The organism is Pantoea sp. ACRSB (assembly GCF_022346905.1).
Classification (GTDB): Bacteria; Pseudomonadota; Gammaproteobacteria; order Enterobacterales; family Enterobacteriaceae; genus Pantoea; species Pantoea piersonii.
The window spans coordinates 1-5,570 of record NZ_JAKRNL010000023.1 but is presented as its reverse complement, the minus strand read 5'-3'; the positions used below and the strand labels follow the sequence as shown (position 1 = coordinate 5,570).

Here is a 5,570-nt window from a genome sequence, read left to right as displayed (position 1 = left end):
TTACCGTTACGCACCACCCCGTCTGTAGCTGAACAGGAGGGACAGCTGATAGAAACAGAAGCCACTGGAGCACCTCAAAAACACCATCATACACTAAATCAGTAAGTTGGCAGCATCACCTGATCAACGGTATTGCTTTCCAGACCAACATTCTGGCGCTGAACGCGGCGGTGGAAGCAGCGCGCGCCGGCGAGCAGGGCCGCGGCTTTGCGGTGGTGGCAGGCGAAGTGCGCAGTCTGGCACAGCGCAGCGCCACGGCGGCACGCGAAATTGAAACGCTGATCAATGAAGCGGGGCAGAAGGTCGATAATGGCTCGCGGCTGGTCAGCAGCGCCGGGCAGGCGATGGATGACATCGTGCGCTCCGTCTCTCAGGTGAGCGGCATCATGAACGAGATCGCCAGCGCCTCCGAAGAGCAGAGCCGCGGCATCCTGCAGATCGGCCAGGCGATGACCGAGATGGATACCACCACGCAGCAGAACGCCGCGCTGGTTGAAGAGTCCTCCGCTGCCGCCTCGTCGCTGGAAGATCAGGCGCGACAGCTGGAACAGACGGTGGCCGTGTTTAAAACCGCGCAGCGCGGCTTTGAGCGCAGTCCGGCGGTCAGCGCGCCGCGTCCGCGCGTGCTGACGCCGACGCCGGCCGCGGCGACCGCCTCACAGGGGGGCTGGGAACAGTTCTGAGCCTCAGGCGTGAGCAGATAAGATAAAAAACCCGGCCTCTCCGCCGGGTTTTCTGTTTTTATGGCCTCGCCTTAGTCGTTGGCTACCGCCTTCGCCAGCGCGTCAGGCTCCATCGGCGCCGCCGCCTGCACCAGCGAATCGCGGGTAATTTCCGCGATCGAGCGCGCGCCGGTCAGCGTCATCGCCACGCGTATCTCTTTTTCAAACAGGTTCAGCAGATTGCTGACGCCCGCCTCGCCCGCCGCCGCCAGCGCATAGAGAAACGCGCGGCCCAGCAGCACGGTATCCGCGCCCAGCGCGATCATGCGCACCACATCCAGCCCGCTGCGTACGCCGCCGTCCGCCAGGATCGCCAGTTCGCCCTTTACCGCGTCGGCGATGGTGGGCAGCGCGCGCGCCGAGGAGAGTACGCCGTCCAGCTGGCGGCCGCCATGGTTCGATACCACGATACCGTCCGCGCCGAAACGTACCGCGTCGCACGCATCCTCCGGGTCAAGGATGCCTTTGATGATCATCGGCCCCTTCCAGAAATCGCGGATCCACTCCAGGTCGCTCCACGAGATCGAAGGGTCAAAGTTATTGCCCAGCCAGCCAATGTAATCCTCCAGGTGGGTCGGCTCGCCGCGGTAGGCGGAGATATTGCCAAGATCGTGCGGGCGGCCATGAATGCCGACATCCCAGGCCCATTGCGGATAGAGCGCCGATTGCAGATAGCGGCGCATCGCCGCGTTCGGGCCGCTCATACCGGAGTGCGCATCGCGATAGCGCGCGCCCGGCACCGGCATATCGACGGTAAACACCAGCGTCGAGCAGCCCGCCGCCTGCGCCCGCTCCAGCACGTTGCGCATAAAGCCGCGATCGCGCAGCACATAGAGCTGGAACCACATCGGGCGCTGCATCGCCGGGGCGACCTCTTCAATCGGGCAGAGCGACACGGTGGAGAGCGTAAAAGGAATGCCCTTTTTATCCGCCGCGCGCGCCGCCTGTACCTCGCCCCGACGCGCATACATGCCGCACAGGCCGACGGGCGCCAGCGCCACCGGCATCGATAGCGTCTCGCCGAACAGCTGCGTTTCCAGGCTCAGCGAGGACATATTGCGCAGAATGCGCTGGCGCAGCGCGATTTGCGCCAGATCGTCGCTGTTGCGTTTCAGGGTGTACTCGTCATAAGCGCCGCCGTCGGCGTAGTGAAACAGAAACGGCGGCACTTTGGCTTTCGCTGCGGCTCGGTAATCTTTTGCTGATGAGATAATCACGGTAGTCCTCGCTTACGCTTTACTGTCCGGAATGCGCATACTGCGCGCCCGTCGCGCCTCTTCCTCATGCAGGTTGCGCATGGTGGCGTCAACAAATTCAAGGTGGTGGATAGTGACGCTGCGCGCCCGTTCGGCATCGCCGGCGATAATCGCCTGACAGATCGCCTGATGCTGCACCGCCAGCTGCTGGAAAATCTCCGGCGCGGTGTACATCCGCTGACGGCTCTGCATCACCGACGACTGCAGCAGATCGAACAGACCGCGCATCGCCTGCAGCAGCACCAGGTTGTGGGCGGCCTCGGCGATCGCCAGATGAAAGCGCACGTCGGAGTGGGCAGCCAGGTCGGGATCGTCGCGATCGCTGACCTGCAGCATCATCTGATAGCAGCGCTCGATATGCGCTTTGTCTTCCGGCGTGGCGCGGCGCGCGGCGTGCCACGCCGTGCTGGATTCAATGGCGATGCGCGCTTCCAGCACGTCGTAGCGGTAACCGGGGTCGTCCGCCAGCAGGGTGCTGAGCGGCATCACCAGCCGCGACGCCGACCAGTCCGCCGGGCGTTCGGCAATAAAGTTGCCGCCGCCGCGCCGGCTGATCAGTACCCCTTCGCTGATCAGTTTCTGCAGCGCCTCGCGCAGCGACGAACGGGAGACTGTCAGCTGCTGCGCCAGCTGGCGCTCCGCCGGCAGCCGTTCGCCCGGCTGCAGCCGCTGCTCGTCAATAAAAGCCCTCAGGCGTTGCGCCAGGCTCTCCGCCAGGCGTTGTTCTTCATGCATTACGGGATCATCCACGGGAAAACCCAGGCCTGCAGCGAAGTGATAATCCCCACTATGCAGGTGAAAATCAGGCTGTGCTTAACGGTAAAGCGGAACAGGTCGGCCTCTTTGCCGACCAGCCCCACCGCGGCGCAGGCGATAGCGATCGACTGCGGTGAAATCATTTTGCCGGTAACGCCGCCGGTGGTGTTGGCGGCGACCAGCAGCACCTCCGGCACGCCGATCTGCTGCGCGGTGGTCGCCTGCAGGGCGGCGAACAGCGCGTTAGAGGAGGTATCGGAGCCGGTGAGGAATACGCCCAGCCAGCCGAGAAACGGTGAAAAGAAGGTGAAGGCGTTGCCGGTATGGGCCAGTGCCAGCGCCAGCGTGGTAGAGAGGCCCGAATAGTTGGAGATAAAGGCGAACGCCAGCACCGCGCCGATGGAGTAAATCGGCAGCGCCAGCTCGCGCAGGGTTTCGCCAAAGGCGCTTATCGCCTGCGCGGGGCGCATGCGCAGCCAGATCACCGACAGCAGCGCAGCGATAAAAATTGCCGTGCCGGTGGCAGAGAACCAGTCGAGCTTGTAGATAGCGGCGTAAGGCGTGGCGGTGGCGACCACCGGCGGCATCTTGATCACTTGCTGATGCAGGAACGGCACGGCGAAAGAGAAGACCCAGTCATACAGCGCGCCGCCGGGTGCGAACAGCGCCTTAAACGGCGGAATGCTCCACAGGGTGACGGTCAGCGTCAAAAACAGGAACGGCATCCAGGCGCGCATCACCTGCGCCGCGCTGTAGCGCTCGACGCGCTGCGGTTCGCCGCTTTCCTCCTCGCCAGCAAAGCGGAAAATGCGCGCCGGCTTCCAGACGCGCAGGAACAGCGTCAGGCAGAGCAGGGAGACCAGTGCGGAGATCACGTCCGGCAGCTCCGGGCCGAGGAAGTTGGAGGTCAGGTACTGGGCGATAGCGAAAGAGCCGCCGGAGACCACCACTGCAGGCCAGGTCTCTTTCACCCCGCGCCAGCCATCCATGATCGCCATGACCCAGAACAGCACGATCATGGTCAGGAACGGCAACTGGCGCCCCGCCATCTGGCTGATCGCCATTGCATCCACGCCGGTGACCTGGCCGGCGACGATAATCGGAATGCCCATCGCGCCGAAGGCGACCGGCGCGGTGTTCACAATCAGGCAAAGCCCGGCGGCGTAGACTGGCTTAAAGCCCAAACCGACCAGCAGCGCGGCGGTGATCGCCACCGGCGCGCCGAAGCCGGCGGCGCCTTCCAGAAAGGATCCGAAGGCGAAGCCGACGATCAACATCTGCAGGCGTTGATCTTCGGTAATCGACAAAATGGAGTTGCGAATGATGCCAAACTGGCCGGTTTTCACCGTAATTTTATACACGAACACCGCGGCGACGATAATCCAGGCGATAGGCCACAGACCGTAGAAGAAACCGTAAACGGCGGAGGCGAGCGCCTGGTCGATCGGCATACGGTAGAACAGCAGCGCCACCGCCAGCGCGATCAGCACCGTGATGGTGCCGGCGAGATAGCCTTTCATCCGCAGCCGCGTCAGCGCGAAAAAGAAAAAGAGAATGGGAAGCGCCGCAATCAGGCTCGACAGCCAGATATTATCGAGCGGATCGTAAAGTTGCTGCCAGTTTTGCATGATCCTGATTCTCCAGAAGAGTGCCTGCCTGTAAACGGCAGCGGTCGGGGAGCGCCGCAGTCAGACAGCACGCAGCCGCAAGGCTGGTCAGACCAAAAAGCGCGTAAATGTTAAAGAATTGTTTATCTGGTACGGGGATGAATGCAATCTTTCGCTAAAACTTTCATTTGAGGCTGGAAGATTTGTCACAAACAACAGGTTTTGGTAGGACCAATTTCGCGGGCGTGCAGGCGGCAAAGCGTTTAGCGCCGCTGAAGCGGCCAGCGGGCGGTAGCATCAGGAGCGCCATGAGGCCGCGAAGAGCTATTTCGTGGCGTCAGCCGGTTATCGCATGGCGGAGCAGGAGAGCCCCCGCTAACGAAAAAGGGGCGTTAAAGCTCACCATCGCACGGCGGAAGGGGCATTAAGTATTGCCATCGCACAGCGGGAAAGGGGCGTTAAAGACCGCCATCGCACAGCGGGAAAGGGGCGTTAAAGACCGCCATCGCACAGCGGGAAAGGAGGGTAAAGACCGCCACCCCAGGGCGGCTAGATAGTAATATCGTAAGCGCGCGTCGAGCCGTTAGAGTCCGATTGCCCGCCAGCAGTATAAAGCCCGGGGGCCGCCGCCGTTTTATCTATCGCGCGGGTTAAATGGCGCGCTCGCTGCAGATGCATCTCCAGCAGCTGGCGGGTTTGCTGGTTCATTTCGCTGGCCCGTTTAATCATCGGCAGCATGACGCTCCACTGTGCGGCCAGCGCAGGCTGCGGCTGATAGGGGGCAAACAGCTGCAGACGATCTTCCTGCTGTTTCCGCTGTTCGTCATGCCAGGCGACAGTCGCCAGCAGGCGGCTTTTCATATCGGAAAGGTGCTGAAGGGAAACCGGATGGATAGTCGCGCCGCTGAGCTGTTTGATCTCTTCGGCCAGCACGCCATCCAGTTCACTGAGCGTTTCCTGCAGCCTGGTTAAGGCGGCCTGTAAACTCTCCATGAGCGCCTCTGTCACCCCTCTTCAAGGATATTTCGCAGCAGCGCGTCGGCGATTTTATCGGCGTCCATCTGTAGTTCGCCGTTGCGCATCGCCTGTTTAATCTTTTCGACGCGCGGGTAATGACTCCAACTTATTGATAGTGTTTTATGTTCAGATAATGCCCGATGACTTTGTCATGCAGCTCCACCGATTTTGAGAACGACAGCGACTTCCGTCCCAGCCGTGCCAGGTGCTGC

The 5,570-nt window shown here is 61.9% G+C and carries 6 protein-coding genes and 2 pseudogenes; 1 reads left to right on the top strand and 7 read right to left on the bottom strand.

Features of this window, described 5'->3' with window-relative positions:
- A partial coding sequence (locus MHZ89_RS22485; RefSeq protein ID WP_001676991.1) for an IS1 family transposase occupies positions 1–65 on the bottom strand: 65 nt, incomplete at its 3' end.
- Between the two features lie 54 nt (positions 66–119).
- On the opposite strand from MHZ89_RS22485, the pseudogene MHZ89_RS22480 reads away from it, so the two are divergent.
- Positions 120–683, top strand: a pseudogene (locus MHZ89_RS22480) (methyl-accepting chemotaxis protein); the annotation flags it as partial.
- Between the two features lie 71 nt (positions 684–754).
- Here the strand turns inward: MHZ89_RS22480 and lldD are convergent.
- The 6 genes and pseudogenes from lldD to MHZ89_RS22450 form a co-directional block, all read right to left on the bottom strand.
- The gene (gene lldD / locus MHZ89_RS22475) at positions 755–1,939 is read right to left on the bottom strand and encodes an FMN-dependent L-lactate dehydrogenase LldD (RefSeq protein ID WP_311784655.1); all 1,185 of its coding nucleotides are present in this window, start codon (positions 1,937–1,939) and stop codon (positions 755–757) included.
- Between the two features lie 12 nt (positions 1,940–1,951).
- Positions 1,952–2,713: a transcriptional regulator LldR gene (gene lldR, locus MHZ89_RS22470; RefSeq protein ID WP_048786607.1), complete on the bottom strand. Its 762-nt coding sequence runs from the start codon at positions 2,711–2,713 to the stop codon at positions 1,952–1,954.
- On the bottom strand, positions 2,713–4,362 hold the full coding sequence (lldP, locus tag MHZ89_RS22465) for an L-lactate permease (protein WP_033755975.1): 1,650 nt from the start codon (positions 4,360–4,362) through the stop codon (positions 2,713–2,715). Before lldP ends, lldR begins: the two co-directional genes overlap by 1 nt.
- A gap of 528 nt (positions 4,363–4,890) precedes the next feature.
- Positions 4,891–5,334, bottom strand: coding sequence for a flagella synthesis protein FlgN (locus tag MHZ89_RS22460; RefSeq protein WP_033755977.1), 444 nt, complete (start codon positions 5,332–5,334; stop codon positions 4,891–4,893).
- 11 nt (positions 5,335–5,345) lie between these two features.
- Positions 5,346–5,447: pseudogene (locus tag MHZ89_RS22455) on the bottom strand (flagellar biosynthesis anti-sigma factor FlgM); the annotation flags it as partial.
- Between the two features lie 17 nt (positions 5,448–5,464).
- On the bottom strand, positions 5,465–5,570 hold a 106-nt coding region (locus tag MHZ89_RS22450; protein ID WP_000300949.1), incomplete at its 5' end, for an IS1 family transposase.

Bases quoted from the DNA above. Each gene is read 5' to 3' on its own strand.
- lldR (WP_048786607.1), bottom strand. From the start codon at position 2,713: ATGCATGAAGAACAACGCCTGGCGGAGAGCCTGGCGCAACGCCTGAGG.
- lldP (WP_033755975.1), bottom strand. From the start codon at position 4,362: ATGCAAAACTGGCAGCAACTTTACGATCCGCTCGATAATATCTGGCTG.
- MHZ89_RS22460 (WP_033755977.1), bottom strand. From the start codon at position 5,334: ATGGAGAGTTTACAGGCCGCCTTAACCAGGCTGCAGGAAACGCTCAGT.